Here is a 24243-nt window from a genome sequence, read left to right as displayed (position 1 = left end):
GCAGCATTGGCCTTCATGCCTTCGAAAGCCAATGCTTGCATCATTGAAGGCCTAGACGCCAACTGTTATCTTGGCGGAGTGGCCAACGGCGCGATTGTCGACACGTCTCTGGATGCCCTTCACAACATTGTTGACGACATTGTCGAAGCGGATGTCGGTCCGGCCAAGGCGGCTCCGCCGGCACCAGCCCAGACGGCGCCTTTTGGCGTTTTCGCTTCCGGCCAGCTTGCCCACACCGAACATGACGGCTTCAGGATTTCGAACAGCTTCGACACAATTGATGGACAACCTTTCGATGTCGATGAATTCTCCGCTGCCGTCAGCGTGGATTTCAATGCCGCCAGGCATTTCGGCTTCGATAATGAGCATGGGCTCAACATAGGCCTGTTTGGCGGCTATGCCTCGGCCGAGGTGAGTGTCGACGACCGCCGCTTTTCCAGCGGCGGCGATGCCACCAACAGAAGCGGCATGTTTGGCGGCTATGGACTCTATCGCCATGATACGAGTTATGCGCTTGTGGCGGTGTCCGCATTCCTCGGCAACACCGACGTCGAGAATGTGGACAGCGGCTCCGGCAACTATGACACGCAGGGCTATGCGATCACCGGGTCTGTTGGACGCATCTTCAACATGACCGACCGGGTCCGTTTCGATCTGCGCGGTGGATTGCTGGGCGTCACTTTCACCGGCGACGGATATGAGGACAGCTTCGGCACCGATTACGGCAAGAGCCACCTGTCCTTCGGTGCGGTCAAATTCGAACCCGGCATCTATGCCGATTTCCAGCTTGGCAATGGCATGGTGATCAGCCCCTACGCACGGGCCGATTTCCAGCAGCGTTTCGGCTACTCCAACACGGCCAGCGTCGAGGGCGAGGAAAGCGAATTCGAGGACGCGGACTTTTCCGTGGCGCTGTACTCCGGATTCAATCTGAAGATGACGGGATCCACCACGCTCAGCTCCGAAATTCGTGGCAAGTGGTCCGCGGACAGCACGACCGTCGCCGGCAAGCTGGGCCTGAAGATCGCCTTCTGAGTGGATGTCGACGAATCGAAGCAGTGACGGCGGCGATGCCAAGGGCATTTCGGGCGACGCCGGCGCTGGCGGACTGGGTGGCATCGGCGGCATCGTCAATTTCAACCTCGGCAAGGTCGAGACCTGCTCGGGGTCGGTCTGATTGCGATGCGCTTGGCGCCATCGCCGTCGACGGTACCTAACCGGCCCGTGCCGTCGCCGACGAGGGTGTGTCGACGCGGGAAATCGCCGATGTCATCGGCCGGCGCCTCGGCGTCCCTGTGGTAGCCAAGACCCACGAGGAGGCAGCCGGCCATTTTGGTTTTGTTGGCCACTTCTTCGGTCTGGGCTGGCCCGCCTCGAGCGCGCGGACCAGGGAATTGCTGGGGTGGCCGCCGAGCCAGCCCGGGCTCATCCCGGACCTCGATCGGTCGCGCCATTTCGAAAGCTGAACGGCCGATATCCATCAGGTGAATGATCCAGGCGGTCGGCCGGAGCCCGGCGGCCACCAATTGCGTGCACCACGGGTCTAGCGTGCGACGTTGCCGGTAGCGCAGCCGATTGTCCTTGCTGTATCATTCAACTTCGGGCGGCTGGCAGACCAATAAAGCGCCGGCTAATATGAAGGCGCACCTGCCGCGAGGGTGATTCCGGATCAGGCAAGACACGCGATGGAACCCGACGAACCCAGAAGAGAGCGCCGCCTTCATCCGCGCGAGATTGTCCTGAAGGAGGCCACGATAGTTGCGAGTCCGGACAACCCGGCGATTGGTTGTTCCGTGCGAAATCAGCATGAGCGGGGTGCCGAACTGCGCGTTCCCTCCGACGCCGTCGTGCCGGAGCGGTTTCTGCTGCACGTGCCCGACGATGCAGTCACCTATCAAACGGTGGTGCGCTGGCGACGCAAGGAGCGGCTTGGCGTGCAGTTCTACGGCGCACCGAAGCCTTCGACGACGGCCGGGGAGTAGCCTGTCCGGCTTTTCGTCGGAGATCACGCTTAGTCCAGCTTCTCCAGAGGACTGCCGGCATGAGGCGCGCACGCCGTCGCCATGACTATTGGCGACCTCACCAGACGGTCAGCGCCGCAGGCGGAACCCGAGCCCGCGTTGCAATCAGCCGACCAGCGGCGAGAGCAGCCGCGATTATGAAAACCGCGGTGGCGCAAAGGAAGATCGAAGACGCAAGGACGGTCCCGCTGTTGTCGTAGCAAACCGCGAATTCCATGAGCTCTACCCCTGCAATCCCCGCGCGGCTTGCATGATGATCCTGCTTCGGCATGAAAACAAGCATCTGCTAATAAAAGACAGCGCGATCGGCGGCTGAGCCTGCCTGATGATTCGCAGGCGTCAGGCGGCGGCCTTGTGGCAAGACCCACTCTCGGCCGGGAGCTCGTCGCTCGCGCTGCCTGCGGCCCGACAGTCTGTTGGGGTGGATTCGACTGACCGCCGGGCCTAACCGGCTTGGGGTTTGGGGGGCAAGCCGGCTGAGACGAACGTAATATTAGCGACTCTGCAACAAAACCCCGCGGGAACGTTTTCCCCTGCTAATGGCTAGAAGCGCAGCAGCCCGGCGCGCTCTTGTCGGGGGACAGTGACAGAGGGGCGCCGGGCCTTACCGACGTTGCTGCGAGGAAAGCGGCAACCGGCTCCAACATAGTATGCGCCTGCTCATGCAGGCGGAACACATCCATATGAACGAAGGAAGCACTAAAAGGGGGGAACACAAGTCGGGTGCGGCCTACCTCGCGCCCGACTCGGTTCATGCCAGGCGGCGACGGCCATTTGCTGGCGAGGGCAGAGGGGGGCAGGCCCTAGCGGTCAACGATGATGAATCGCGGGCATCCGGTCACGGCATAGCTCGGCGTCGTGAACGTTCCTGTTCCGGTGAAATAGGAACACACTGCCCCGTCAGCCGCTTTCTCCTGCTGATAGAGAATGCCGCTCGACGTGGCGACCAGCGCGCCATTGGAAAGAACGGCCAGCAGGCACAGGCCGGCGAGGATCGTCCGCATTTTAGCTGACTGACTAGGCGCGTTGAAGCTGTCCGACCGAGTGCACGCGAACCCTCAGCACAAGAAGGCGTGTCGCGGCAAACAGCCCCAGCACATTTGAGGCGATGGCGATGTTGACCAGGACCGACAAGACACAGAATGCGCTGGGCGCGTAACAAACGGCTTGCATAGCCTGAACCCTTCAGTTGCCTGCGCTCCCGCCGCCGCTGGTCCATCCGCAGTCGACGGCGGGTGCAGGGCTCATGTACCCGCTCGGTGCGTGGGATTGCACCGTCCCTACACCTGCGAATCTACGACCACATCAGCGGTCGCGCAATTAATGCAAAAAGGCGGGCGGCCTCATCCTTTCAGGGGCTTGGTCTTGGAAGCAGAATTTCCAAGCCGTCGACAATGGCCGAACTCACCTGTGGCCAGGTTCCAAATCGAAACCGGAAATCTGTGACTTCCCGATCCATCAAAGTCTAACGATCACGAAAGCGCACTGGAAAGCACGTGTGATAACAGTTGATTCAACCATTGCTGGTATATAAGGCGAGGGTGGCGGCTCCGACCGGCCGTAGGGGTTGGGTTGCCGGAGCCGCCGGCGCAGCCAGGGGTAGTTAGTTGACCGCGCTGTCTCAAATTAGGACAGCGCGGTCTACGAACGGTTAACGCGCCGCACTAATTCAGCGGCGGCTAACGGAATGGAAGCGGCTGGATCAAATTCGAATTGCGGGGCGAGGCGTTATGGCAAGTCCCGGTTTCGGCGCGTCTAACGTCCTGTTTTTATTTATATTATGGCGGAGGGAGTGGGATTCGAACCCACGGTGAACTTGCGCCCACGCCGGTTTTCAAGACCGGTGCCTTAAACCGCTCGGCCATCCCTCCATCGTGATTTTTCAATCACTTGGGTGCTTTCGTTGATCTCTGACGTTGCCCTTGGCGCGCCAAGGCACGAGATCATCATCCGCACCGCACTGCTCTAGTGCGGGGCGTAAAGACCTGTCAACCGCGCCAGGATCGAGTGGTTACATATTGCCGAACGGCAACAGCTTCCAACCATCGGTCTGGCCCCGATTGACAATGCGGCGCAGGGCTGGCCAATCTGTGGCGTGGCCATTTTGCCCCCGGGGTTAAGGGAACTATGAGAAAGACCTACGAAAAGCCGGTTCTGATCAAGCGCGAGAAGCTGTCGGTTGTGACGGCGCAGGTGGTCACGTCGACGGATTGATCGGCGCGCTCGGATCGGCGCCGGGGGATAGATCCCGGCGGACGTCCTCCTTCGCCTTTTTTGTTTAGATGCCGGCTCTCCAACCTCCGACGTCACACGAGTACTGTCGTGTGTAGCAGCCACACCGGTGTCCTGCCACAATCTCGCCCCCTTCCGACCACAATCGGTTAATACCGTGATAAACAATTCCTGCGCACAAGGGGATTGGGGATCCGGGTGTCGCTGGCAAGTGTCGAGTGGGTGCTTTGGCTCCGCTGACGTTCAGCTGGTGGCGAGACTGTAGGGGACATCATAAAATGCAGACTTCGGCGCGCCCGCGTCTTCGTCGCGCTCCCGCTCTTGCACTGTGCGCGCTGTCGGCGGTGCTGCTTGCGGCCTGCACATCGACACCGCAGCCGAAGGCGATGGTCGACAAGAGGCCGCGTTCCAAGGAATATTTCGCTGAGACCGAATATGGCGTGAAGGCGAGCCCGCGCGTTGCCTTCATGCGGCGCGGCGGCGGCCGCGACCAGCTCGGCAAGCCCTACCAGGTGCGCGGCAAATGGTATTATCCCAAGGAAGACAAGCGCTACCGCAAGGTCGGCCTGGCATCCTGGTATGGCGATGCCTTCCACGGCCGGCTGACCGCCAACGGCGAAGTCTACGACACGGCGCAACTGACGGCGGCGCATCCGACGATGCCGCTGCCGAGTTACGCCCGCGTCACCAACCTCGAAACCGGCAGTTCGGTCATCGTGCGCGTCAACGACCGTGGCCCGTACCATGAGGGCCGCATCATCGACGTCTCGCAGCGCGCCGCGCAGATGCTCGACTATGACAAGGTCGGCACCGCTAAGGTGAAGGTCGAATATGTCGGCCGCGCGCCGCTCGATGGCAATGACGACCAGTATCTGATGGCCTCCTACCATCCCGGCAACAGGCGGCCGGATCCGTCCGACGGCCTGCCGACCGGCGTGATGGTGGCGATGAACGGGCCGACGCCGGTCCTGGCGGCGGGCGCGACTGCCGCCGCCGTGCCGTTCCCCGGCCAGCTGACGGATTCCGGCCAGGCGCCGCAGGCCGAGCCGGCAATGTCTTCGCAAGCGCCCGGCGACGTGGCGCTGCCTGATTTCGGGCCGATCGTGCCGGAGCGGCCGGACATCAGCCTGCCGCCGAATTCGCCCTTTGCCATGGCGTCGCTTTCCTATGCCGATGAGCGCGTCGGCCGCGCCGATGTCTTCGCGGCTTTCGATGGCGCCGGTATGTCGCCCTCCGACATCCTGCAGTCCTGGAAGAGATCCAATTCGACGTCGCCGGATGTTACCGACTATGTCGCCGCCGGCTCCTTCGATGATGCCGCCGAGGCAAAGCGTGTGGCCTCGGCGCTCAAGCCCTTCGGCCGGACCGAAATCCAGCGGACCGAGCTCGACGGCAATGATTGGTACGCGGTCAACGTCTATCCGGACGGCCATGGCAGCGTCGATGATCTGCTGAAGGCCGCCTGGTCGCACGGCGCGCCGGACGCGCTCGTCGTGCGCGACTGATCTATTTCAACCGCACGGTTGATCCGCCGGAAAAAAGCCTGATAGCTTCACCGAAATTGCCAATACCGGCTAACAGGTCGAGCCTTTATGCAGTTGCGCCTTTTCCCGCCCCTCGCAGGGCTCTGCCTTTTGTTGCTTTCCCTGATTCCGGCCAATGCGCAGCTTTTCGAGACCAAGGCGGCGCAAGCCTTCATGATCGATGCCGACACCGGCACCGTGCTGTTCGCCAAGGATGCCGACAAGCCGATCCCGCCGGCCTCGATGGCCAAGCTGATGACGATGGAAGTGGTCTTCAACGCCATCAAGTCAGGTCGCACGACGCTCGATGACACATTCGTTGTCAGCGAGAACGCCTGGCGCACCGGCGGCGCGCCGTCGGGCACCTCGACCATGTTCGCCAAGCTCAAATCTGCGGTCCGCGTCGAGGACCTGATCCAGGGCGTGACGGTGCAGGCCGCCAATGACGGCTGCATCGTCCTGGCCGAAGGCATGGCCGGATCGGAAGCCAATTTCGCCGCGCAGATGACCGAGCGCGCGCGCCAGCTTGGCCTGCCGAAATCGACCTTCGTCAACTCGACCGGCTTGCCGGCCGACGGCCAGCAGACGACCGTTCGCGAGCTTGCGCAGCTGGCGCTGCATCTCTGGCGCGACTATCCCGATTTCTATCACTACTACGGCCAGGCCGATTTCACCTGGAACAAGATTACCCAGAGAAACCGCAACCCGCTGCTGGCCATGGGCATCGAGGCCGACGGCTTCGTCGCCGGCACGAGCGAGGCGGCGGGCTTCGGCATTGTCGGCACGGTCAGCCACAATGGCACGCGCGTCATCGCGGCGATGAGTGGGCTGGCGAGCGACCGCGAACGGTCGGAGGAAGCGCGCAAGCTGCTCGACTGGGGCGTCCGCTCGTTCCAGAAGACCGAGATCTTCGCCAAGGACGAGGTGGTCGGGGAAGCCCAGGTGTTCGGCGGCGCCAAATCCGGCGTGGCGCTGAAGGCGAAGGGACCGATCGATATCTTCCTGCCGATCGCCAACCGCGACAAGCTGACGGCGAAAATCGTCTATGACGGCCCGGTCTCGGCGCCGGTGGAGGAGGGGCAGCCGGTGGGCAAGCTGCGCGTCTGGATCGGCGACACGCTGAGCCAGGAGACGCCGCTCTTCGCCGCCGAAACGGTCGGTGTCGGCACGCTGCCGCAACGCGCGCTCGATGCCGCCAAGGAACTGGCCGTCGGCTGGCTGCGTTAGCTCGTGGACCTTTTCTCAGACGAGGGCTATGACAGCGTCGAGCACGGGCAGAGGCTTTTTCTGGTGGCGAGCGGATTTTTCATCACCTTCGAAGGCGGCGAAGGGGCAGGCAAGTCGACGCAGATCGAGCGGCTGGCAAAGCGGATGCGTGCCAAGAAATACGACGTCCTCGTCACCCGCGAGCCCGGCGGCTCGCCGGGCGCCGAGGCAGTTCGGCACGTGTTGCTTTCGGGCGCTGCCGAGCCCTTCGGCCCGAAGATGGAGGCGCTGCTGTTCGCCGCCGCGCGTTCCGACCATGTCGAGCAGGTCATCCGACCGGCAGTGGAGCGCGGATCGATCGTGCTTTGCGACCGCTTCATCGATTCCTCGCGTGTCTACCAGGGCGTCACCGGCGGTCTGGATCCGGCCTTCATGGAGACCCTGGAGGAGGTCGCCATCAACGGCATGGTGCCCGACATGACCCTGGTCTTCGACATCGATCCGGCCGAAGGCCTGCGGCGCGCCACCGCCCGCCGCGGCGCCAATGACGGTCCAGATCGTTTCGAGAAGGAAACGCTCGATATCCACCGCCGCAGGCGCGAGGCTTTCCTCGCCATCGCCGCCGCCGAGCCGGGGCGCTGCATCGTCGTCGACGCCTCCGCCGACCCTGACACGGTCGAAAACGTCGTCACCGCCGCCGTCTTCGCCGCGCTTGAGACGATGACGCCGGCCGAGCAGCGGCAGACAGCCCCGGCATGATCTTCGAACGCATCGCCCCAGAGCAGCACGACACGCTGGACGGCGTGCCGGAACCGTCCGAGACGGCTCGCCTCATCGGCCACGGTCAGGCGGCTTCCATGCTCGCCACTGCCTATCGCGCCGGCAAACTGCCGCATGCGCTTATCCTCGCCGGACCGGTCGGCATCGGCAAGGCGACGCTCGCCTTTCACCTCGCGCATCATCTCCTGAAGCACCCGGCATTCGAGCGGGCGCCGGACGTTATCGCCCAGCCGGACCCGGCCTCATCGCTGTTTCGGCAGATCGCCACCGGGGCGCATCCTTCGGTGCTGCACCTGACCCGGCCGGCGAACGACAAGACCAAGAGCTTCAAGACGGTCGTCACCGTGGACGAGATCCGCAGGGTCAGCCGCTTCCTGTCGATGACCTCGCATGACGGCAGCTACCGGGTCGTGATCGTCGACCCGGCCGACGACATGAATACCAATGCCGCCAACGCCTTGCTCAAGAATCTCGAAGAGCCGCCGGCGCGCACGCTGTTCATCCTCATCGTGCATGCCCCGGGCAGCCTTTTGCCGACGATCCGCTCGCGCTGCCAGATGGTGCGCCTGACGCCGCTCGGCGACGAGGAACTGATGACCGTTCTGCAAGGCATCGAGCCGCCACCACCCGAGGAGCCTGCGGCGCGCGCGGCACTTGCCGAGCGGGCAGGGGGCAGCGCCCGCAACGCGATCCTTCTGACGCAGTATGGCGGGCTGGAGATCGCCGCCGCGCTCGACGCCCTGGTTGCGGCGAGGAAGGGCGACGTCGCCGGCGCCCACCGGCTGGCCGAGGCGGTTGCCGGCCGCGACCAGGCGATCCAGTTCGACATCTTCAACCGACACGCGCTCGACCTGTTGTCCTCACGCGCCAGCGAGGCGGCACTCGCCGGCGATCTCGCGCGGGCCAAGGCGCTGTCCGAAGCTTGGCAGGAAGCCCAGAACGCTATATCTGAGACCGAGACCTACAATCTCGACAAGAAGCAGCACGCTCTGATCATGATCGACCGCCTGAATTCTGCGATGCGAATGTGATGGCCCGCTCGGGATGGCAATCGCCATGCCGATAGGATATCCACCCCCACAACTCACATTCAGACTTTCATGACGGTTCATTCATGTCACGCGACACATTCTACATCACGACCGCGATTTCCTACCCGAACGGCAAGCCGCATATCGGCCATGCCTACGAACTGATCGCCACCGACGCGCTCGCCCGCTTCCAGCGCCTTGACGGCAAGCAGGTCTTCTTCCTCACCGGCACCGACGAGCACGGCATCAAGATGCTGCAGACGGCGCGCAAGGATGGCCTCTCGCCGCGCGAACTTGCCGACCGCAACTCAGCCGAGTTCAGGCGCATGGCGGCGGTGCTCAACGCCTCCAATGATGATTTCATCCGCACCACCGAGGAGCGCCACTACGCGTCCTCGCAGGCGATCTGGAAGGCGATGGCCGCCAATGGCGATATCTACAAGGGCGGCTATGCCGGCTGGTATTCGGTGCGCGACGAGGCCTATTACGGCGAGGAGGAGACCGAGGTTCGCGCCGACAACGTCCGCTACGGGCCGCAGGGGACGCCGGTCGAATGGGTCGAGGAAGAGAGCTATTTCTTCCGGCTTTCGGCCTATCAGGACAAGCTCATAGCGCTTTACGAAAGCCAGCCCGACTTCATTGGGCCCGCAGAGCGGCGCAACGAGGTGATGAGCTTCGTCAAGTCGGGGCTGAAGGACCTGTCGGTCTCGCGCACCACTTTCGACTGGGGCGTGCCGGTGCCTGGCGATGAGAAGCACGTGATGTATGTGTGGGTCGACGCCTTGACGAACTACATCACCGGTCTCGGCTATCCCGATGAAAGCGATGATAAATGGAAGTTCTGGCCGGCGGATGCCCATATCATCGGCAAGGATATTGTGCGCTTCCATGCGGTCTATTGGCCGGCTTTCCTGATGTCGGCGGGAATCCCGCTGCCCAAGCGCGTCTTCGGCCACGGCTTCCTGTTCAACCGCGGCGAGAAGATGTCGAAATCGGTCGGCAACGTCATCGACCCGTTCACCATGGCCGAGCACTACGGCGTCGACCAGGTGCGCTATTTCTTCCTGCGCGAGGTGCCATTCGGCCAGGACGGCAACTACAGCCATGAAGCGATCGTCAACCGCACCAACGCCGATCTCGCCAACGGGCTCGGCAATCTGGCACAGCGCTCGCTGTCGATGATCGCCAAGAACTGCGGCGGCGTGGTGCCGACGCGCGGCGAACTGGCGGAGGCCGACACGGCGATCCTCGACCAGGCCGTGGAAGCTCTCACAGTGGCGCGCAGGGCGATGGCGGAGCAGGGCATCCACCTGGCGCTGGCGGCGATCTTCGGCGTGGTGGCGGAAGCCGATCGCTATTTCGCCTCCCAGGAGCCTTGGGCGCTGCGGAAAACCGATCCGACCCGCATGGAGACCGTGCTGTGGACGACGGCCGAGGTCGTGCGGCGGGTGACGGTGCTGTGCCAGCCCTTCATCCCGGGATCAGCGGCGAAGCTGCTCGATCTGCTGGCGGTGCCGGCGGACAGGCGCGGTTTCGAGCATGTCCACGCCGATCACGCGCTGGTGCCAGGCACGCCGCTGCCGGCGCCGGAGGGCGTTTTCCCGCGCTATGTCGAGCAGGATGCCAAAGCCTGATGCTCGTTGACAGCCATTGCCATCTCGACTTTCCGGACTTCGCCGAGGAGCGGGCGGCCATCGTCGCCCGCGCCCTGGCGGCCGGCATCGGTCGCATGGTGACGATCTCGACGCGCGTGAAGCGGTTTCAGCAAATCCTTGAAATTGCTGAAACTTTTAATGACGTCTATTGCTCGGTCGGCACCCATCCGCACAATGCGGCGGAAGAGCTCGACGTGACCGCCGACGAGCTCGTGCGGCTCTCCGCGCACCCCAAAGTGGTGGCGATCGGCGAGGCCGGGTTGGACTACTTCTACGACAAGGCGCCGCGCGATGCGCAGGCGCAAGGCTTGCGCACGCATATCGCAGCGGCGCGTCAGACCGGCCTGCCGCTGGTCATCCATTCGCGCGATGCCGACGACGATATGGCCGCAATCCTCGAGGACGAGACGGGGAAGGGCGCCTTCCCCTTCATTCTGCATTGTTTTTCGTCCGGGCGCAGGCTGGCCGAGGTCGGCGTGGCGCTAGGCGGCTATGTCTCGTTCTCCGGCATCCTGACTTTCAAGAACTCGGCCGAATTGCGTGCCATCGCAGCCAACGTGCCGCATGACCGGCTGCTGGTCGAGACCGATGCGCCTTATCTCGCGCCGATCCCGTTTCGCGGCAAGCGCAACGAGCCGGCCTATGTCGCCAACACCGCCAGGGTGCTGGCCGAGACGATTGGCGTCAGCGAGGCCGAGATCGCCGCTATCACCACGGACAATGTCTTCCGGCTGTTCCGGAAGATGCCACGCCCCGAAGCGCCGGGCGCCTGACAAATGAGCGATCGGCTGCGCCTCACCATTCTCGGCTGCGGCTCGTCGCCCGGCACACCGCGCATCACCGGCGACTGGGGCAATTGCGATCCCGCCAACCCCAGGAACCGGCGCATGCGCACGGCAGCACTGGTCGAGCGGATCGCGGCAAACGGTGCCCGCACGACCGTCGTCGTCGACACCGGACCGGACTTCCGCGAGCAGATGCTGCTGGCGTCGGTCAGGCGCATCGATGCGGTCGTTTACACGCATCCGCATGCCGACCATATCCACGGCATCGACGATCTGCGCGGCTATGTGCAGGAGCAGCGCCATCTGATCGACATCCATGCCGATCAGCCGACGATGCAGCGCCTGCGGCAGGCGTTCGCTTATTGTTTCGAGACGCCGCCCGGCAGCTCCTATCCGCCTATCGTCAGGCCGCATCTCATCGACCACGCCAGGCCGATCGTGATCGAGGGAGAGGGGGGTACCCTCACCCTTGAACCGCTGCCACAGACCCATGGCGACATCATTTCCCTCGGCTTCCGCGCCGGCGGGCTTGCCTATTGCCCTGACATCAGCGACTTCCCCGACGCCACGGCGGAACGGCTGCGCGATCTCGAGACGCTGGTCATCGACGCGTTGCAGTACAACACCCATCCGAGCCATCTGTCGCTTGGCCAGGCACTGGGCTGGATCAAGAGACTGGCTCCGAAAAACGCCGTGCTGACACACATGCATGTGCCGCTGGATTACGCCGTCGTGATGGCCGAGACGCCCGACAACGTGGTGCCGGCCTATGATGGGATGGTGATCGAAATTCCTTATGAGTCAGCGAGATAGGACGAGCTGTTCAGAAGCGCGTTCCGCTCTATGGCTCGATTGTGTTAACGTCGCGACTTTCAGAGGAGAAGGCATCATGGCAGCCTATCTGATTGCTGAGCACAAGATCGCGGATCCAGCGGCATACGAGGAATATCGCATAAAGGCCTTGGCTGCCGTCGATCGCTTCGGAGGCAAGTTGCTGTTGCGTGCTCGAAGCGTTGAGGCCCTTGCGGGCTCGTGGCAGCCGGACCGGCTCGTCGTGCTTGAGTTTGCCGATATGGCGTCTCTCAAGGCCATGCATGATTCACCTGACTACCAAGCCCTCATCGGAATCCGCAACGTTGCGGCCGCCAATGTGCTGCTTGCAATTGAAGCCGCTTAGATCCAGCCCCTCGGTCGCTGTGACGACGGCTGAGGGCACTGAGATCGGCAGCAATTTCCGCCTTTTGGCCAACGCATAAGTTCCATAATCTATCTTATGCGACTTAGAGATCGATGCAGACGGCATGCCCTCGCCACGTCTCGCCGCGCCCTCCAGATATGTCTGCGCGACAGATTAGAGCTCATCATCAAGGATCGGCGCCTGCCGCGGCGCCTGCCGCGCTGTCGCATCGAGCATGCAACTGATGATGATATTGCGCTGGCGATCGTATTGATGGTTTCGGCGGCGACTTCGGCCGTGCAGCGCGGTAGGCGATCCACGCGCGCTGCATCTGGCGACAGGCTTCGCGCAACTGCCGCGGCATTGCGACGACGGCGCCGTTCGTTGTAGCCATGCCCAGCGCTTGATTTTTGAGGAGACGGGAGCATGGACCGATACACCGGCGGCTGTCTGTGCGGGAGCGTTCGAATTGTGGCGTCGGGTGCCCCATACCGGGTCGGCGTCTGCCACTGTCTCGATTGCCGCAAGCATCACGGGGCGCTGTTTTACGCCGCTGCGGTGTTCCCTCAGGAGGCGGTGACGATCGACGGCGAAACACGCGACTACGCCGGGCGCTTCTTCTGTCCGCGCTGCGGCTCGTCTGTTTTCGCGCGCACCGCAGACGAGATCGAAGTGCATCTGGGGTCCCTGGACGCCCCGGACCAGCTGCTGCCGACCTACGAGCTGTGGACCGTCCGCCGCGAGTCCTGGCTGCCGCCGTTTCCGGTCAGGAAACGATACGACCGCGATCGTGACGCCAAGGATCGCCTCGAGGGGTAGATCGCAACCATCTGGGTGGTCGCGCCGGCGCCTCAGTCCGGAAGTCCGGCCTTGCGGAAGCCATCGACGAAATGCTCAAGCGTGGCAGTGTCGCGGACGGCTCGGTCCACACCCAGTGGCTGGTCGTGAAATGCGGGTTGGCGACCAGAAACATTTCGACCTCGGCGCGCGCCTCCTCGAGCCGGCCGAGTTGGGCAAGGCTTGCCGCCAGGAAACGGCGAGAGCTTGTGCGATAGGTCTCCTCCCTGCGCAGCGTCTCGATGGCGGCTTCGTAGTCGCCGGCCGCGTATTGCGCCTGGCCGAGCGTCAGATAATACCAGCTTGCCGGAAACGGGTTCAGCCGGAACGCCTTGCGGATCTGCTCCAGGCCCTGCTCGACCTGCCCGGCCAAGGTCGTGATGTCGGACAGCGTCGCCCAGGCGTCGGCTTCGTTGGGGTCGAACTCGAACGCCTTGGCGAACTCCGTATCCGATTCAGGGAAGCGGCGCTCATAGGCCAGCAGGTTGGCGAGCACCCAGCGGCAGCCGGCATCGTTGGGATCGATCGCCACGGCCTTGCGAGCCAGTTCCAGGGCAACGCTACGGTTGGGCTCGATGGGTTCGCCCCAATGCACCCATCCCATCCAGTGGTTCATGGCAAGCCAGCGATAGGCCTCGGCGTAGTCCGGATCGAGCGCAACGGCGCGCGTCAGCATCAGATGCGCTTCCCGCGCCGTCTGCGGCGAATCGTCGATCAGCTTGCGCGCCCGCACGCAGAGATCGTAGGCCTCGAGATTTTTCGGCCGATTGCGCGGCAGCGGCGCGCGCAGCCGGCCGAGCAGCGCCTCGACGATCTTGGCCGTCACCTCGTCCTGGACGGCAAAGATATCTTCCAGGCTACGATCGAAGCGCTCCGCCCACAGATGCTCGCCGCTCAGCGCGTCGACCAGTTGCGCGTTGATGCGCACGCGCCCGGCGGCGCGTCTCGCGCTGCCCTCCAGCAGGTAGCGCACGCCAAGATCCTCGGCGATCCCGCGCACGTCCATCGCCCTGCCCTTGTAGGCAAAGACCGAGTTGCGGGCGATGACGAACAGGCCGGCATTGCGGGACAGGTCGGTTATCAGGTCTTCGGTCAGCCCGTCGGCGAAGGATTCCTGCTCGGGATCGCTGCTGAAAGCAACGAAGGGCAGCACGGCGATCGAGGGTTTGTCGGGCAGCGGCAAAGGCTTCCGCTTCGCGCCACCAAGCTGTTCGATGGCCCCAGTGAAGCGGTAACCGACGCGCGGAACGGTGGAGATCCACTCGCCGCCGTCGGCGGCCGGACCAAGCAGCTTGCGCAACTGCGCGATCTGGACGGTGAGATTGCCCTCCTCGACCGCCGTGCCCGGCCACGCCGCGTCCATCAACTCGGCCTTGCCCAGGATTTCACCGGGTCGTCCGACCAGTGCCGCAAGCAGCTTCAGCCCGCGGTAGCCGAGAGCAACGGGATCGTCGTCCCGAAGCAGCGTTCCCGCATCCGGATCAAGCACGAATGGACCAAAGGCAAAGCGCGATCCCTGCATAGGGCGCATCTATAGCCCGTTTGGAACTTTTGAGAACTATTTGGGAGGGCTTAATTACGCCTCCGTCCGCATCCTGCAGTATTCAACCTCTTTCAGGTCGAAGGCTCCCAACCGCATGGGGCCTCAAAACCATAGGAGGTTGCCATGAACGATACTCTTGCGACGATCCAGCATTGCGTAGTCAGGCCAGGGCGGCCGTTGCATCGCCAGACGACCCTGCGTGGCATGATCGCCACCTGGCGCGAGCGGGCGCGCTTTCGCTGGGACCTCAAGCGAATGGCGGAGACCAATCCGCATCTGATCGACGATATCGGCCTGACCAACAGGCAGGTCGAGGAAGAGATCGCCAAGCTGCCCTTCTGGCAGCGCTAGGGCGGATGCCGGTCGGATATCAGGCCGGATCGCCCTCGCCTCCTGGCGGCGGCGGTTCCGGTGCGAATGGCGCGGCGAATTCAAACTCGATCTTGGCGCCAAGGTAGCGAGCCACCGCGACCGCCAGCCGAGGATTGGGATTGCGGCTGAAGTAGAGTTTCATTTCGTGTCGCCCGTGATGCGCCGATGGATGCCGTCCAGGCTTTCGGCAAATGCTTCGAACATGTTATGGGCCGTGAGCTCGCGCAGAACCTGCTCGTTGATGCCGCCGCGCGTCGCATAGTCTTGCGCCAGATGTCTGAAATCCGCGTCGGGCGACGTCTCAGGAGCGGCGCCCAACGCCTTGAAAAGCGAGGCGATATAGTCGCGGGCTATCCCCTCCCCAACGCCGTGACGCGTGAGCCAGCTGTGGATGGTCTCAAGGTATTTGAAATAGCTGGCGTAGGTTGCGGTCGCGACGCTCAAGGCGTCGAACTCGCCGGCATCCGCGACCTCGATCACCTTCCCCAGCCTGCCGAACAATGCGCCGGCGCCTTGATCGGGCGGACAGATGATCGTCGCCCCCAGCCGGTGCGCGATCATCGGCATGGGAAGCGCCTTCGTCACGTGCCCGGCTGGCGCGGTCAAGCTCTCTATGTCCTTGAGGGACAAAGTGGCGATCAGGCTGATCAGGCGATGGTCGCGCCGGAAGCGCAACGCCGACAGCACGTCGTGCGCGATTTGCGGGCGGACCGCGAGCATGACCGTTTCGCTATTGTCGAGAACGGCCTGATTGTCGCTGGCGATGCGAACATCCGGGTAGCGGGAGGCAAGGCTCGCGGCGATGTCTTCGTTCCGGGGCGAAAGCAGAACGGAAACAGGGTTCCGCGAGGGACTTGAGCCCGGTGACGATAGCGGCCGTGAGCGCGCCTGTGCCGATGAAGCCGAGTTCCATGGGATGCCCCCAAAATTGGTTCCGCGATCATATCAGTCCAGATGGATCTGATAGCTCAGAACACGCGTCGCGGCTGGCGGGATCAGCATCACGCCCGGCTTTTCGGTGAATTCGCCGTCGAAATCGACGGGGCTGGCAAGACCATGCCAGGGCGAGATGCAAAGGAACGGCGCTCCGCCCGGCCTGGACCAGATGCCGAGCTCCCGAAACCCCTGCCAGGATATCTCAAGCGCCGGTCCGTGCCCGGCGGCGTAGCGCACATTGGCGCTGGCCGGCCGATCGATGATCACGGCGTCCTCCTCGAACAGGCTTTCGGAGAGCGCCAGTATCTTGCCTTTCACGGGCGTCGGCTGTGGCGTTGGCAGCAGCAGGCCGTCCTTGAGGCGGCGGATCGGAGCGCTTTCGTCATTGGCGAATGTAAGATGATAGGCTGTCTTGGGCAGATCAGGCAGAAGCGGCCAGTTGAACGCCGGATGCCCGCCGATCGATGCCGGCAGCGTCTCGCCGCCGGTGTTGGTGATCGTGAAGCTGACGTCGAGTTGCCGAAGCCGCAGGCTGTAGCTTATGGCCAGATGAAAGGCGAAGGGATATTGCTCGCGGGTCCCCGCATCGTCGGTCAGAAGCAACGTGCAGGACCGGGGCCCCTGCTCCGTCCATGCAAAGCGCCTGTCGCGGGCAAAGCCATGCTGCGTCATCGGATAGGATCGGCCGCGGTGCCGCAGTTGGTCGCCCTTCAGCCGGCCGACGATCGGGAACAGGACCGGGGAATGGCGCTTCCAGGCCGGACCGGCCTGCCACAGAAGCTCGGTTCCTTCACTGTCGCGCAGGGAGACCAGTTCGGCACCTTGCCTGACGATCGTCGCCGAGATGCCGTCACCGTGAAGCGTAAGGCTGTCCTGTTCCATGCGCCCTCGCTTAAGCAATTCCAGGAAAGTGTGTAACGGTTTTCCGTCCGGAATTGCGCAGAAACAAATGGTTAGAGCGGTTCGGCGATCCATGAAGCGCACCGCTCTGGTGTGACCGGCAGGCTAGCAAAAGGCCGCGCGTGAACTCAAGAGCAGCGGAGTGCACTGCAGTGGGCCAAGCGGCGACGAACGATGCACGGACCCGAGCGCCAGTTTGCCCTCAAAGAAATGGCCGGAGGTTGCCCTCCGGCCCCGGCAAGGTGAGACCTGTTGCCTGCTACGGTTCGGCCTACTCGCGCTCGCCGGTGAAGTTCAGCAACAGCTGGAAGATGTTGACGAAGTTCAAATAGAGCGAGAAGGCGCCGAAGACGGCGAGCTTCTGCTGCGATTCCGCGTCGAAATTCTCCGCATACTGCTCCTTGATCGTCTGCGTGTCCCAGGCGGTGAGGCCGATGAACACGGCGATACCGATCACCGAGATGGCGAACTGCAGCGCGGTCGAACCGAGGAACAGGTTGACGAGGCTGGCGATGACCACACCGATCAGGCCCATGATCAGGAACGACGAGAACTGCGTCAGGTCGCGCCTGGTCGTGTAGCCGTAGAGGCTGGTAGCGCCGAACATGGTGGCGGCGATGAAGAACGTGCGCGCGATGCTGGTGCCGGTGAAGACCAGGAACACCGAGGCCAGCGACAGGCCCATCACCGCACAGAAGGCCCAGAACATGGCCTGCGCGCTCGCCGCCGACATGGTCTGCATGCGGAACGAGAACAAAAGCACGAAGGCGAGCGGCGCCAGCATCACCACCCATTTCAAGGGGCTGGAGAAGATCGGCACGTAGAGCGCGGGCGTCGACGCCACGGCGAAGGCGATGGCGCCGGTGACGACCAGGCCAAGGCCCATATAGTTGTAGACGCGCAGCATGTGGCGGCGCAGGCCCTCGTCATAGAGGGCGCCCGTTTGGGCGCCGCTGCCCACGCGATATCCCAGGTTGGGGGTGTTCATGTTCAGTCTCCTTGGTTGATCTCAGTAAAGCGTGCGGGCCAGCGTTTCGGCGGCCCGGTCGAGGTCGCGCGCATCGCTTCGCGCGACGACGGCGTAGGCCACCTCGCCGATCTGGAAATAGGCCGAGGAAATGTCGCCCGAGGGCGCGAGGGCCGGCTTCACCACGTCGAAAGTCCCCGGCCTGATCGCGAACAGCGAGACCAGGCCGAGATCCTTGGTTTCGAGCGCCATCTCGACGCTTGGGCCGAAGCGCGACGGATAGATCTGCACATCGCGCACCTTCCATTCCCCGGGCAGCGACGGCATGACGATCGCGGTCGCGGCGCGGATCTCGCCTGGATTGTAGTTCGGCGCTTCCCGCTGGGAGGTCATCGCCTCGCGCACCAGCGTCGTCCGGTGCGCCCTCACCGCTTCCTCGACATAGGCGGGCGGCTGGGTGGAGGCGACGACCTTCGTCACCGCGACCGGTCCGAAAATGCCATTCGCCAGCCAGCCGGCCGCGATCAGGATCGCCGCCGCCGCGGCGCGCTGCAGCACCCCGAAGATGCGGTCGCGGCCAAGCCCGCGCTCCAGCCGTCGTGCCGCCTCGGTCGTTGCCGGCCGCGCCATTCCCTTGGCGGCGAGCGCCACACGCAGCTCGTCGCGCGTCCTGAGATCGGACATCACGCGCGCGGCGGCTTCCGGTCGGGTGGACAGGAACGCCTCGACCTCGATACGGCGGGCCACCTCCAGCTGGTCGTCGACATAGGCATCGAGATCAGCATCGGTCACGGGATCGAGCATTGCGTTCATCGCTCACCTCTCACGATCCGGAGATGGTTCCTGCCCGCGGGCGCCGCGTCTTCCATCTCGCGCAGCGCGGCGCGGGCCCGGCCGATGCGCGACATCAGTGTTCCCAGCGGCACGCCGCTGACCTCCGCCGCCTGGGCGTAGCTCAGCCCCTCGATGGCGACGAGATGCAGCGCCGAACGCTGCTCTTCCGGCAGCGATAAAAAGGCCGCCCGCACCTGCGCCAGACGGACGGAGTGGTCCTGTGGCGCTGGGGAGGTGCTGTCGGCAAGATATCCGGCCTGCTCGATGCGCGCGGCTTCCGACCGGCGCGAGCGGACACCGTCGATGAAAGCGTTGTGGACGATCGAGAGCAGCCAGGCGCGCAGGTTGCTGCCGGCGCGAAAGGTGCCGCGCCGCTCATAGGCGCGCACCAGCGCGTCATGCACTAGGTCCTCGGCCTCCGTGGTGTCGCGCGTCAGCGAGCGCGCGTAACGCCTGAGCGAACCCAGCTGTCCGACTATTTCGAAGCGTGGCATCGACCGTTTCATGCCCTGTTTACGGAGCAGGGCAAGGTTTTAATCCCCAACGGCGCATTATTTTGTCCCAGGCAGCAGCCGTTTCATCGCCCCGCGGGCCGCCCTGCCCGCCGTCTTCAGTTTGGCGCGGAGGAAAAGCGCTGGCGAAGCGGGGCCAATTTGCGTATCACTCCGCCGCCATTGGAGCCTTGCGATGTTCGAAACCCTGCAGCCCGCCCCCGCCGACAAGATCCTTGCCCTCATCGGCCTCTACCGCGCCGATCCGCGTCCGGGCAAAGTCGACCTTGGCGTCGGCGTCTACAAGGATCGCGACGGCAAGACGCCGGTGATGCGCGCCCTGCGCGAGGCCGAGAAGCGGCTGCTGCAGAGCCAGGACACCAAGACCTATCTCGGCCTTGCCGGCGACACCGGCTTCAATGCCGCCATGGCCAAGCTCACCTTCGGCGACAAGGCCGACCTTTCGCGCGTCCGTACCGCGCAGGCGCCGGGCGGTTCCGGCGCGCTGAGGCTGGTGGCCGAGTTGTTGAAGCGGACCCGCGCCGACGCCACTGTCTGGCTGTCCGACCCGACCTGGCCGAACCACATGCCGGTGATGCGCTCGGCCGGCCTGCAGATCCGCGACTACCCCTATTTCGACGCCGCTTCCGGCGCCGTGCGCTTCAAGGACATGCTGGCCGCGCTGCGGACGGCCGAGCGCGGCGACGTGGTGCTGCTGCATGGCTGCTGCCACAACCCGACCGGCGCCAATCTCGACGCCGCGCAATGGGCGGAAGTGGCGGACCTGGTCGTCGAGCGCGGCCTGCTGCCCTTTGTCGACATCGCCTATCAGGGCTTTGGCGAGGGCCTCGACGCCGATGCCGCGGGCCTGCGCCTGCTGGCCGCCAGGGTGCCGGAAATGCTCGTTGCGTCGAGTTGCTCGAAGAACTTCGCCGTTTACCGCGACCGCGTCGGCGCGGCGATGATCCTGGCCAGGGACGGCGCTGAGGCCGATGTGGCGATGAGCCAGATGCTGTCGGCGGCGCGTGCCATGTATTCGATGCCGCCGGACCATGGCGCTGCCGCGGTGCGCGTCGTGCTGGAAGACGACGGCCTACGCGCCGACTGGCAGGCGGAGCTTGAGGAGATGCGGTTGCGCATGCTGCGCCTGCGCGTCGCCTTCGCCGAGGCGCTGCGCCGGCAGTCCAATTCCGACCGCTTCGACTTCGTCGCCAGCCATCGCGGCATGTTCTCGCGCCTCGGCCTTTCGGAAGCGCAGGTCGAGCGGCTGCGCACCGAGCACGCCGTCTATATGGTCGGCGACAGCCGCATCAACGTGGCCGGCCTGCCCGAGGACGGGCTGGACGCGCTCGCCAAGGCGATTGTCTCGGTGCTCGACTGACGAGGTCCGCGCAGCTGTGGACAAACAGCGTTCGTCAGGCGACAGCATTGGTCGCCCGCCCGGCGTCGCGATAGGGTTTGCCGCATGAAGCCCTCCAAAGACATCGCACGGCTGATCGAGATCATGGCGGCGTTGCGCGCGCCGAAGACCGGTTGTCCCTGGGATATCGAGCAGAATTTCTCGACCATCGCGCCCTACACGATCGAGGAAGCCTACGAGGTGGCCGACGCCATCGCGCGCGGCGATGTCGACGATCTGCGCGAGGAGCTCGGCGACCTGCTGCTGCAGGTTGTCTACCACGCGCAAATGGCTGAAGAGGCTGACGAATTCGCCTTTGGCGATGTCGTCGAGGCCATCACCACCAAGATGATCCGCCGCCATCCGCATGTCTTCGGCGACGAGGAGGCGCGCAGCGCCGGCATGGCCAAGGGCATGTGGGACAAGATCAAGGCGGTGGAGAAGGCGGAGAAGCGAAGCGCGCGCCTGGCCCGAGGGCTCGACCCAGAAGACAACGGCAAAGGGTTCCTCGACAGCGTGCCGGTCGCCCTGCCCGGGTTGACCCGAGCGCTGAAGCTGCAGGAAAAAGCCGCTCGCGTCGGCTTCGACTGGAGCGAGGCGGCCCCCATTCTCGACAAGATCGAGGAGGAGATCGGCGAACTGCGCGAGGCTTTGGCCAAGGGCGACGCAGCACCGATCAAGGACGAGTTCGGCGACATGCTGTTTGCCATCGTCAATCTCGGCCGCCACCTCAAGCTCGATGCCGAGGCAGCACTCAGCGGCACCAATGAGAAATTCCGCACCCGCTTCCACTATGTCGAGCGGGCGCTGGAAGCCTCCGGCAACACGTTGGAAAAGGCCACGCTGGATGAGATGGAAGCGCTCTGGCAGCAGGCCAAGGGCGCGAAATAACCAGGCTTAACCGTTGTTCTTGCGGTGCAATCGGCTCTCGATCTCTTGCCGGGCGCTGTGCGTAGCATTGAGCGAAATGGTGACGCTGCCATCCTCATTGTCGACCCGCGAAACGACGTCGCCGTTGCGGTAGATCCAGTCGACAAGGCCAAACTGGGCCGGCGTCAGCGTCAGCGTCGTCGTTTCCAGCTCACCCGACATCCTGGTTTCGATAAGCGCCTTCAGCGCATCGATGCCCTCGCCGGTGACCGCCGAAATGGCGACCGGTGGCGCCTTGGTGGCGGCGCCATCGGCCAGCAACCGCTCCCGGTTGCCCTCGTCGAGCAGGTCGATCTTGTTCCAGACCTCGATTACGCGCTTGGCGTCACTGGCATCGACGCCAAGATCGGCAAGGATGCGCTCGACATCCTCGGCCTGCGCCGCCGTATCGGGGTCTGAGATGTCGCGCAGGTGGATGACGAGATCGGCTTCGACCACCTCTTCCAGCGTCGCCCGGAAGGCGGCAACAAGATGCGTCGGCAGGTCCGAGATGAAGCCGACCGTATCGGACAGGATGACCGGCGTGCCATGCGGCAGGCGCACGCGGCGCAGCGTCGGGTCGAGCGTGGCGAACAGCATGTCCTCGGCCAGCACCCCAGCTCCGGTCAGCTTGTTGAACAGCGTCGACTTGCCGGCATTGGTGTAGCCGACGATCGCCACCACCGGGAATGGCACCTTCTTGCGCTTGGCGCGGTGCAGGTCGCGGGTGCGGCGCACCGTCTCCAGCTCATGCTTGAGCTTGATGATCTTTTCCTGCAACTGCCGCCGGTCGGATTCGATCTGCGTTTCGCCGGGACCGCCGAGGAAGCCGGCGCCGCCGCGCTGGCGCTCGAGGTGGGTCCAGCTCCGCACAAGGCGGCCCTTCTGGTAGTTGAGATGCGCAAGCTCGACCTGCAGCGTGCCTTCCTTGGTGCGGGCGCGCTCGCCGAAAATCTCCAGGATCAGCCCGGTGCGGTCGAGCACCTTGGCGTTGAATTCCTTCTCGAGATTGCGTTGCTGCACCGGCGTCAGCGGATGGTCGACGATGACCAGTTCCGCGTGGCGCTCCTTCACGATATCGGCGAATTCCGCCACCTTGCCACTGCCGAGCAAGGTCGCCGGGCGCGGATCGGTGACGGTCACCACGGCCGTATGAACCGGATCGAGGTCGATGGCGCCGGCGAGGCCGACCGCTTCGTCGTGGCGGGCCTCGGCGGAGCGGGTCAGGCGCGGCCGGTTGGTTTCGTCCTCGCCGCGCGGCTGGCGGGCGAGCACGGGCACAATGACGACTGCCCGGGTCGGAGCTTTGTCTTCCGGCCTCAGCTGGTGCGCTGGTTTTCCGCGGACGCTGCGTTCCGCGTCTTTCTTACGTGCCAATCAGGCACCCTGGCTTTCCTCGCCATCGAACATCTGAACCGGCTGGCTCGGCATGATCGTGGAAATGGCGTGTTTGTAGACAAGCTGGGAATGCCCGTCACGCCGCAACAACACACAAAAATTGTCGAACGAGGTGACCACGCCGGTCAGCTTGACGCCGTTGATGAGGAAGATGGTGAGTGGATTTTTGCTCTTGCGAACTGAATTCAGGAACAGGTCCTGAAGGTTTTGCGATCGTTCCGCCATTGTTTTTGTCTTTCGCCGATCCCCTTCGGTTTGCAGCCAATGCGCCAATTTATCCGGCACATGTCAAGCGCGCAAACACCCTCTTGCCGTCAAATAACGACAAGCAGAACGAGATATTGATTTTCATTCCATCTGTGCGGTTATCAGGCCGGACTTTTTTCCGCAACGTCAAAAAATGCCTGACGCAACGAAAGTGTTACGGAACCGGGGTGGCCATTGGCCACCGGAGCGCCGTCGATTGCCACGATCGGCATGGCGATCGTCGTCGCGGAGCTGATGAAGGCCTCGCGCGCCGCCTTGGCCTCGGTGACCGAAAATTTGCGCTCTTCGATCTTCACGCCGAGCTTGGCGGCAACATCGAACAGCGTCGTACGGGTAATGCCGCGCAGGATCCCGTGCTCGGCCGGCCGCGTCACCAGAACGCCATCGCCGGTGACGATCCAGGCGTTGGAGGAGCCGCCCTCGGTGACCATGCCGTCGCCGTCGACGAACCAGGCTTCCTGGGCGTCGGCCTCCTTGGCCTTCTGCTTGGCCAGCACATTGGGCAGCAGCCCGGTGCTCTTGATGTCAACCCGATCCCAGCGGTTCTCCGGCACGGTGATGACCTTGATGCCGGTCTCGGCTCGCTTGATCGCGGCGGCAGGATCGGCCTTCCTGGCGGTCACCACCAGCGACGGCCTGGTGCCGGGCGCCGGAAAGACGAAGTCACGGCTGGCGACGCCGCGCGTCACCTGGACATAGACCAGGCCGTTGACGACGTGGTTGCGGCGCACCACCTCGCGCAGGATGAGAGGCAGCACGGCCTGCGTCACCGGCCAATCGATCGACAGTTCGCTCAGCGAGCGGTTCAGGCGGCCGAGATGGCGCGGCATGTCGACGATGAAGCCGCGCGCCACCTCGCAGACCTCATAGACGCCGTCGGCGAACTGATAGCCGCGATCCTCGATATGCACGGAAGCGTCGGCATGGGCGACATAGCGCCCGTTCACATAGGCAATGCGCGGCATGGATCACCCCTGGGG

25 protein-coding genes, 1 tRNA gene and 3 pseudogenes are annotated in these 24243 nt (G+C 64.0%); 16 read left to right on the top strand and 13 right to left on the bottom strand.

Annotated elements, in window-relative coordinates; translation table 11 throughout:
- Positions 1–51: 51 nt before the first annotated feature.
- A complete protein-coding gene (locus tag EN857_RS35800; RefSeq protein ID WP_245494307.1) occupies positions 52–369 on the bottom strand; it encodes a hypothetical protein in 318 nt (105 codons plus the stop codon).
- 42 nt (positions 370–411) lie between these two features.
- Between EN857_RS35800 and EN857_RS35795 the strand changes: the two genes are divergently transcribed.
- The 4 genes and pseudogenes from EN857_RS35795 (at position 412) to EN857_RS18555 (ending at position 1982) form a co-directional block, all read left to right on the top strand.
- On the top strand, positions 412–1035 hold the full coding sequence (locus EN857_RS35795; RefSeq protein WP_245494306.1) for an autotransporter outer membrane beta-barrel domain-containing protein: 624 nt from the start codon (positions 412–414) through the stop codon (positions 1033–1035).
- Positions 1036–1039: 4 nt separating this feature from the next.
- On the top strand, positions 1040–1177 hold the full coding sequence (locus tag EN857_RS34810) for a hypothetical protein (RefSeq protein ID WP_187331312.1): 138 nt from the start codon (positions 1040–1042) through the stop codon (positions 1175–1177).
- 49 nt (positions 1178–1226) lie between these two features.
- Positions 1227–1466 (top strand): annotated as a pseudogene (locus EN857_RS18560) (3-beta hydroxysteroid dehydrogenase); the annotation flags it as partial.
- A 219-nt stretch (positions 1467–1685) separates the two neighbouring features.
- A complete protein-coding gene (locus EN857_RS18555; RefSeq protein ID WP_127282235.1) occupies positions 1686–1982 on the top strand; it encodes a PilZ domain-containing protein in 297 nt (98 codons plus the stop codon).
- 842 nt (positions 1983–2824) lie between these two features.
- On the opposite strand, the gene EN857_RS18545 is transcribed toward EN857_RS18555, so the two are convergent.
- Positions 2825–3025 carry a hypothetical protein gene (locus tag EN857_RS18545; RefSeq protein WP_127282233.1) on the bottom strand — a complete coding sequence of 67 codons (201 nt, stop codon included), beginning with the start codon at positions 3023–3025 and terminating at the stop codon, positions 2825–2827.
- 777 nt (positions 3026–3802) lie between these two features.
- Positions 3803–3892: transfer RNA gene (locus tag EN857_RS18540), tRNA-Ser, on the bottom strand.
- 639 nt (positions 3893–4531) lie between these two features.
- Here EN857_RS18540 and EN857_RS18535 point away from each other — a divergent pair.
- The 9 genes from EN857_RS18535 to EN857_RS18495 all read left to right on the top strand — a co-directional run bounded on the left by EN857_RS18535 (position 4532) and on the right by EN857_RS18495 (position 13229).
- Positions 4532–5758: a septal ring lytic transglycosylase RlpA family protein gene (locus tag EN857_RS18535; protein ID WP_127393820.1), complete on the top strand. Its 1227-nt coding sequence runs from the start codon at positions 4532–4534 to the stop codon at positions 5756–5758.
- Positions 5759–5845: 87 nt separating this feature from the next.
- Positions 5846–7003, top strand: coding sequence for a D-alanyl-D-alanine carboxypeptidase family protein (locus tag EN857_RS18530; RefSeq protein ID WP_127312082.1), 1158 nt, complete (start codon positions 5846–5848; stop codon positions 7001–7003).
- Positions 7004–7066: 63 nt separating this feature from the next.
- Entirely contained in the window at positions 7067–7741 is a 675-nt protein-coding gene (gene tmk / locus EN857_RS18525) for a dTMP kinase (protein ID WP_127312083.1), read from the top strand.
- Complete coding sequence (locus EN857_RS18520) at positions 7738–8793, top strand: DNA polymerase III subunit delta' (protein WP_128347066.1); 1056 nt, start codon at positions 7738–7740, stop codon at positions 8791–8793. Before tmk ends, EN857_RS18520 begins: the two co-directional genes overlap by 4 nt.
- Before the next feature lie 83 nt (positions 8794–8876).
- Positions 8877–10427, top strand: coding sequence for a methionine--tRNA ligase (gene metG / locus EN857_RS18515; protein ID WP_127310508.1), 1551 nt, complete (start codon positions 8877–8879; stop codon positions 10425–10427).
- Positions 10427–11221 carry a TatD family hydrolase gene (locus EN857_RS18510; RefSeq protein WP_127310507.1) on the top strand — a complete coding sequence of 265 codons (795 nt, stop codon included), beginning with the start codon at positions 10427–10429 and terminating at the stop codon, positions 11219–11221. The genes metG and EN857_RS18510 overlap by 1 nt, the downstream gene beginning before the upstream one ends.
- A gap of 3 nt (positions 11222–11224) precedes the next feature.
- Positions 11225–12046 carry an MBL fold metallo-hydrolase gene (locus tag EN857_RS18505; protein ID WP_127392815.1) on the top strand — a complete coding sequence of 274 codons (822 nt, stop codon included), beginning with the start codon at positions 11225–11227 and terminating at the stop codon, positions 12044–12046.
- Between the two features lie 76 nt (positions 12047–12122).
- The gene (locus EN857_RS18500; RefSeq protein ID WP_127310506.1) at positions 12123–12410 is read left to right on the top strand and encodes a DUF1330 domain-containing protein; all 288 of its coding nucleotides are present in this window, start codon (positions 12123–12125) and stop codon (positions 12408–12410) included.
- Positions 12411–12836: 426 nt separating this feature from the next.
- Positions 12837–13229, top strand: coding sequence for a GFA family protein (locus tag EN857_RS18495; RefSeq protein ID WP_127392813.1), 393 nt, complete (start codon positions 12837–12839; stop codon positions 13227–13229).
- Positions 13230–13261: 32 nt separating this feature from the next.
- Here the strand turns inward: EN857_RS18495 and EN857_RS18490 are convergent.
- A pseudogene (locus tag EN857_RS18490) lies at positions 13262–14778 on the bottom strand (winged helix-turn-helix domain-containing tetratricopeptide repeat protein).
- A gap of 135 nt (positions 14779–14913) precedes the next feature.
- Between EN857_RS18490 and EN857_RS18485 the strand changes: the two are divergent.
- Positions 14914–15141 carry a DUF1127 domain-containing protein gene (locus EN857_RS18485; protein WP_127284316.1) on the top strand — a complete coding sequence of 76 codons (228 nt, stop codon included), beginning with the start codon at positions 14914–14916 and terminating at the stop codon, positions 15139–15141.
- Between the two features lie 58 nt (positions 15142–15199).
- Here the strand turns inward: EN857_RS18485 and EN857_RS18480 are convergent.
- The 6 genes and pseudogenes from EN857_RS18480 to EN857_RS18455 all read right to left on the bottom strand — a co-directional run.
- Positions 15200–15304, bottom strand: a pseudogene (locus tag EN857_RS18480) (glutathione S-transferase family protein); the annotation flags it as partial.
- Positions 15301–15966, bottom strand: a complete 666-nt coding sequence (locus EN857_RS18475; RefSeq protein ID WP_245493474.1) for a F420-dependent NADP oxidoreductase — start codon at positions 15964–15966, stop codon at positions 15301–15303. The pseudogene EN857_RS18480 and the gene EN857_RS18475, both read right to left, overlap by 4 nt.
- A gap of 141 nt (positions 15967–16107) precedes the next feature.
- Positions 16108–16980, bottom strand: coding sequence for an aldose 1-epimerase family protein (locus EN857_RS18470; RefSeq protein WP_135858459.1), 873 nt, complete (start codon positions 16978–16980; stop codon positions 16108–16110).
- A 289-nt stretch (positions 16981–17269) separates the two neighbouring features.
- Positions 17270–17986 (bottom strand): Bax inhibitor-1/YccA family protein, encoded by a 717-nt coding sequence (locus EN857_RS18465; protein WP_127392809.1) that lies wholly within the window; start codon positions 17984–17986, stop codon positions 17270–17272.
- 21 nt (positions 17987–18007) lie between these two features.
- On the bottom strand, positions 18008–18778 hold the full coding sequence (locus EN857_RS18460) for an anti-sigma factor (RefSeq protein ID WP_127392808.1): 771 nt from the start codon (positions 18776–18778) through the stop codon (positions 18008–18010).
- A complete protein-coding gene (locus EN857_RS18455) occupies positions 18775–19293 on the bottom strand; it encodes a sigma-70 family RNA polymerase sigma factor (protein ID WP_187331313.1) in 519 nt (172 codons plus the stop codon). The genes EN857_RS18460 and EN857_RS18455 overlap by 4 nt, the downstream gene beginning before the upstream one ends.
- Positions 19294–19486: 193 nt before the next feature.
- Between EN857_RS18455 and EN857_RS18450 the strand changes: the two genes are divergently transcribed.
- Positions 19487–20671 carry an amino acid aminotransferase gene (locus tag EN857_RS18450; RefSeq protein WP_135858464.1) on the top strand — a complete coding sequence of 395 codons (1185 nt, stop codon included), beginning with the start codon at positions 19487–19489 and terminating at the stop codon, positions 20669–20671.
- Positions 20672–20755: 84 nt separating this feature from the next.
- Entirely contained in the window at positions 20756–21580 is an 825-nt protein-coding gene (gene mazG / locus EN857_RS18445; RefSeq protein WP_127394342.1) for a nucleoside triphosphate pyrophosphohydrolase, read from the top strand.
- Positions 21581–21586: 6 nt separating this feature from the next.
- Here the strand turns inward: mazG and hflX are convergent, their stop codons facing one another.
- From hflX to EN857_RS18430, 3 genes are all read right to left on the bottom strand, one after another.
- Complete coding sequence (hflX, locus tag EN857_RS18440) at positions 21587–22975, bottom strand: GTPase HflX (protein WP_135858467.1); 1389 nt, start codon at positions 22973–22975, stop codon at positions 21587–21589.
- The gene (gene hfq / locus EN857_RS18435) at positions 22976–23221 is read right to left on the bottom strand and encodes an RNA chaperone Hfq (RefSeq protein WP_006202172.1); all 246 of its coding nucleotides are present in this window, start codon (positions 23219–23221) and stop codon (positions 22976–22978) included.
- A gap of 143 nt (positions 23222–23364) precedes the next feature.
- Positions 23365–24228, bottom strand: a complete 864-nt coding sequence (locus EN857_RS18430) for a D-amino-acid transaminase (protein ID WP_127286358.1) — start codon at positions 24226–24228, stop codon at positions 23365–23367.
- Positions 24229–24243 lie beyond the last annotated feature (15 nt).

Origin of the sequence: Mesorhizobium sp. M4B.F.Ca.ET.214.01.1.1, from assembly GCF_004791545.1 — a bacterium.
Lineage (GTDB): Bacteria > Pseudomonadota > Alphaproteobacteria > Rhizobiales > Rhizobiaceae > Mesorhizobium > Mesorhizobium abyssinicae.
Note: the sequence above shows the minus strand (reverse complement) of the source record. Positions and strands in the feature narration are given on the sequence as shown.

Excerpts from the sequence above, each read along its gene's own strand:
- EN857_RS35800 (WP_245494307.1), bottom strand. The coding sequence starts at position 369 with ATGCTCATTATCGAAGCCGAAATGCCTGGCGGCATTGAAATCCACGCT.
- EN857_RS34810 (WP_187331312.1), top strand. The coding sequence starts at position 1,040 with ATGTCGACGAATCGAAGCAGTGACGGCGGCGATGCCAAGGGCATTTCG.
- EN857_RS18555 (WP_127282235.1), top strand. The coding sequence starts at position 1,686 with ATGGAACCCGACGAACCCAGAAGAGAGCGCCGCCTTCATCCGCGCGAG.
- EN857_RS18545 (WP_127282233.1), bottom strand. The coding sequence starts at position 3,025 with ATGCGGACGATCCTCGCCGGCCTGTGCCTGCTGGCCGTTCTTTCCAAT.
- EN857_RS18535 (WP_127393820.1), top strand. The coding sequence starts at position 4,532 with ATGCAGACTTCGGCGCGCCCGCGTCTTCGTCGCGCTCCCGCTCTTGCA.
- EN857_RS18530 (WP_127312082.1), top strand. The coding sequence starts at position 5,846 with ATGCAGTTGCGCCTTTTCCCGCCCCTCGCAGGGCTCTGCCTTTTGTTG.
- EN857_RS18520 (WP_128347066.1), top strand. The coding sequence starts at position 7,738 with ATGATCTTCGAACGCATCGCCCCAGAGCAGCACGACACGCTGGACGGC.
- metG (WP_127310508.1), top strand. The coding sequence starts at position 8,877 with ATGTCACGCGACACATTCTACATCACGACCGCGATTTCCTACCCGAAC.
- EN857_RS18510 (WP_127310507.1), top strand. The coding sequence starts at position 10,427 with ATGCTCGTTGACAGCCATTGCCATCTCGACTTTCCGGACTTCGCCGAG.
- EN857_RS18505 (WP_127392815.1), top strand. The coding sequence starts at position 11,225 with ATGAGCGATCGGCTGCGCCTCACCATTCTCGGCTGCGGCTCGTCGCCC.
- EN857_RS18500 (WP_127310506.1), top strand. The coding sequence starts at position 12,123 with ATGGCAGCCTATCTGATTGCTGAGCACAAGATCGCGGATCCAGCGGCA.
- EN857_RS18495 (WP_127392813.1), top strand. The coding sequence starts at position 12,837 with ATGGACCGATACACCGGCGGCTGTCTGTGCGGGAGCGTTCGAATTGTG.
- EN857_RS18485 (WP_127284316.1), top strand. The coding sequence starts at position 14,914 with ATGAACGATACTCTTGCGACGATCCAGCATTGCGTAGTCAGGCCAGGG.
- EN857_RS18470 (WP_135858459.1), bottom strand. The coding sequence starts at position 16,980 with ATGGAACAGGACAGCCTTACGCTTCACGGTGACGGCATCTCGGCGACG.
- EN857_RS18465 (WP_127392809.1), bottom strand. The coding sequence starts at position 17,986 with ATGAACACCCCCAACCTGGGATATCGCGTGGGCAGCGGCGCCCAAACG.
- EN857_RS18460 (WP_127392808.1), bottom strand. The coding sequence starts at position 18,778 with ATGAACGCAATGCTCGATCCCGTGACCGATGCTGATCTCGATGCCTAT.
- EN857_RS18455 (WP_187331313.1), bottom strand. The coding sequence starts at position 19,293 with ATGCCACGCTTCGAAATAGTCGGACAGCTGGGTTCGCTCAGGCGTTAC.
- EN857_RS18450 (WP_135858464.1), top strand. The coding sequence starts at position 19,487 with ATGTTCGAAACCCTGCAGCCCGCCCCCGCCGACAAGATCCTTGCCCTC.
- mazG (WP_127394342.1), top strand. The coding sequence starts at position 20,756 with ATGAAGCCCTCCAAAGACATCGCACGGCTGATCGAGATCATGGCGGCG.
- hfq (WP_006202172.1), bottom strand. The coding sequence starts at position 23,221 with ATGGCGGAACGATCGCAAAACCTTCAGGACCTGTTCCTGAATTCAGTT.
- EN857_RS18430 (WP_127286358.1), bottom strand. The coding sequence starts at position 24,228 with ATGCCGCGCATTGCCTATGTGAACGGGCGCTATGTCGCCCATGCCGAC.